We start from the raw sequence: 3,303 nt of genomic DNA, 5'->3' as shown, positions 1-3,303 counted from the left end.
AGATGATCTCGGCAACGACGGGTTGCCGCAGGTGCTGAAAGAACACAAACAGAAGCTTTTTGGTCTGAGCATTCTCCCGGAACGCCTGCGGCAAATTCGACAGGAACGCCGCCCAGATAGCGAGTATGCCTCGCTGAGACAATGTGAACACGAAGTCAGGAAGGTGGAAACCCTGTTTCGCCACGAGGGTATACCGTTTATCAACACCAGCGCGATGTCGGTTGAGGAGATCGCTACCACGATCATCCAACACAAGAATCTGCAACGGCGCTGGTTTGGCTGACGAGCGTGAATTGTTAAACGACAGTGTCGATTAACGAGGTTATGCTGCCACGCTCGTTGTAACAAATTTGTCATATCGCTGTGCTTATATGATGGAGTTGTGACATATTTTAAAAAGTATGAGTAGTAGTAATCCACATATACTGATTGTCGATGACGAGCGTGCTATCCGCGAAATGATCTCGCTGGCGTTGACCAGGGAAGGCTTTGCCTGCCTGGAAGCAGCCAATGCGCACGAGGCGGAAAAGCTGATCCAGGATGAAGAGCCGGACCTGGTATTGCTGGACTGGATGATGCCCGGTGTCAGCGGGATTGATTTTATTCGTCGTCTCCGGAAGGGGGAGCAAACACGCGCCTTGCCAATAATCATGCTGACGGCGAAAACCGAGGAGCAGGATAAAATCCAGGGTTTGGACACCGGTGCCGATGATTACCTGGCAAAACCTTTCTCCACCCGGGAATTAATCGCCCGTATCCGCGCTTTGTTACGGCGGAGTACCTTCATGCAAAATCCGGAACGCGTATTTAGCCGTGAACAGGTGTTGAATAATGTCTGGGGAGAGCAGGTTTACGTCGAAGATCGTACTGTCGATGTCCATATCCGTCGTTTGCGCAAAGAACTGGAGCCGACCGGTCACGATAAACTGATTCAGACAGTCCGTGGTGCCGGTTATCGTTTCTCGAAGATCGTCTGATGGGTCATGCGATCCGCAATGCCGTCTGGCAGATATTAGCAGTTTTAATCCTGGCACTTTTTATCGGCTTTGTCTTTGGCAAGCCGGTCTTCGCGATTCTCATCGCGTTACTTTTAATACTCGCCTTTTATCTGCGCAATATTTTTCGGCTGGCTCGTTGGCTGGAATCGGATGTCGATGCAGAAGTGCCAGGCGCATCCGGCGCTTGGGGCGAAGTTTTTGATCGACTTTACCTGAGACAAAAAGCGAATCGGGAGGAGCTTGCAGAGCTTCGTGCCATGGCCGCCCGATTTGAGCAAGCAGCAAATGCGATGCCCGATGCCGTGGTCATCCTTGGGGAAGAACAGGAGATCGAGTGGATAAACCCGAGGGCGGAACGTCTGTTAGGCATTCATGAAAGTACCGATATCGGACAACCGATAACCAACCTGGTACGCCATCCCGGCTTTCGGGCTTTGCTGGAGAAGCCATACTCGGATGAAGAATTCGAAATGAGATCCCCGACAGTTATGTCGCGCTACCTGGCGGTGCGGCGTGTTCCCTACGGCAGTAGCCAGGAGCTGTTGATTGCGCGGGATGTCACCCAGTTGCACAGACTGGAAGTGATGCGCTCACAGTTTGTGGCAAACGTTTCGCACGAGTTGAGATCCCCCATTACGGTGTTGTCAGGCTATCTGGAAACGCTGAAGGATGCGCAGGAAAGCGATCCGGCAATTCTGCACAAGGCGATTGATACCATGTATTCGCAGGCGAAACGCATGGAGCGCCTGGTAACCGATCTCCTGGCACTTTCCCAGCTGGAAACGCAGGTCAGCCTGCCAGGCAAGACCGAAGTCAACGTGAAGTCATTGCTGGAAAGCCTGGTTGAAGCGGCGAAGATTTTGAGTGGTGAGGGGCATCATGATATCCAGTTAGAGGTCGACGAGGGGCTGAATTTGTACGGAAGCCAGACCGAGCTGCATAGCTTGTTTGCCAACCTGATTAATAACGCGGTGCGCTACACACCAGCGGGCGGGTTGATAAAAGTTTCGTGGAAACCGGAAGGCAAGGGGGCACTGTTTGCTGTCACCGATACCGGGCCCGGCATTGCGCCGCAACATATCCCGCGATTAACCGAACGGTTTTACCGGGTGGATGTCGATCGCTCTCGTGAAACCGGTGGTACTGGCCTTGGCCTGGCAATCGTGAAGCACGTACTCGATCGCCATGACGGTCGCCTGAATATCGTTAGTGAGCTGGGCAATGGCAGTACGTTTGAATGTCGTTTTCCAGCAGGCCGCGTGAAACATGTGGAGCCCCCTGAATAATTCCGCAGGTGACCTGAAAGACGGCATTCGCAAATATTTCATATCTCTGCCATCTATTTTTAAACTGCGCTGCAAAAAATAAATACCCGGGAAAGTCGCCAGGGAATAAATTTGTTTCCTGGTTAACAACAACAACGAATCCCGATATTGCATCTCAGCCCCGCCAGCGGGGCGTTGTTTTTTCATAAAACGATCACGTTAATTTCACCTGCTTGTCACCGGTGACTTCTTAAATCCACTCGGAAACAAGAAATCAACAGAGCCGAGAGGGCAAGCCATGAAAACAGTGGATAGGACAAGAAATTCGATATACAGCGGTAAACCATTCAAGCGTTACGAAGTTCGCGTAACGGAAAACGCCCAGGAAATTCTTGAAGCGCAACGACTGCGCTACGAGATTTTCGCACTTGAAATGGGAGCAAAACTGGAATCGGACCACCTGGGACTCGACCGTGATCGTTTCGATCATTTCGTGAAGCATCTGATTGTTCGTGACACGTACCAGAGAAAGATCATTGGCTATACGCGAATCCTGACGCGGGACATGGCCAATATCGTTGGTGGTTTTTATTCGAGCCACGAATTTGACCTGACTCGGATCATGTCCCTTCACGGAAATATTATCGAGATCGGGCGTACGTGTATCCACCGGGATCATCGCCGGGGCAGCACCATAGCAATGCTGTGGAGCGGGATCGCCCGGGTGATGGAAACCTATCGTGCCGACTACCTGATTGGCTGCGCCAGTATCCCGATGGGTGAAAACGGGCATATTCCGCAGGTGGTGCTGGGTGAATTGGACCAGGGTCACCTGGCCTCCGAAATGTACCGGGTGTATCCGAAAACGCCGGTTCCATTCAAGCGCGACCTTAAGCCGACTATCACCAACGTCGAGATACCTCCACTTATCAAGGGATACCTTCGGGCCGGCGCGAAAATCTGCGGCGAACCCTGTTGGGATCCGGACTTCAACGTCGCCGACGTATTTATTTGCCTCGATCGTGAACGCATCGACAAGC

General features: G+C 52.0%; 4 protein-coding genes. All 4 read left to right on the top strand.

The features are described from left to right. Positions 1-283 (top strand): kinase/pyrophosphorylase (locus tag P8X48_13285; GenBank protein MEJ2108276.1); only part of this gene is annotated, 283 nt, incomplete at its 5' end. A gap of 118 nt (positions 284-401) precedes the next feature. Next, entirely contained in the window at positions 402-977 is a 576-nt protein-coding gene (locus P8X48_13280; protein ID MEJ2108275.1) for a response regulator, read from the top strand. Beyond that, the gene (gene phoR / locus P8X48_13275) at positions 977-2,284 is read left to right on the top strand and encodes a phosphate regulon sensor histidine kinase PhoR (protein ID MEJ2108274.1); all 1,308 of its coding nucleotides are present in this window, start codon (positions 977-979) and stop codon (positions 2,282-2,284) included. Before P8X48_13280 ends, phoR begins: the two co-directional genes overlap by 1 nt. Before the next feature lie 277 nt (positions 2,285-2,561). Then, the coding region (locus P8X48_13270) for a GNAT family N-acyltransferase (protein ID MEJ2108273.1) at positions 2,562-3,303 on the top strand (742 nt) is incomplete at its 3' end.

This window comes from Acidiferrobacteraceae bacterium, assembly GCA_037388825.1.
GTDB lineage: Bacteria > Pseudomonadota > Gammaproteobacteria > Acidiferrobacterales > JAJDNE01 > JARRJV01.
Note: the sequence above shows the minus strand (reverse complement) of the source record. Positions and strands in the feature narration are given on the sequence as shown.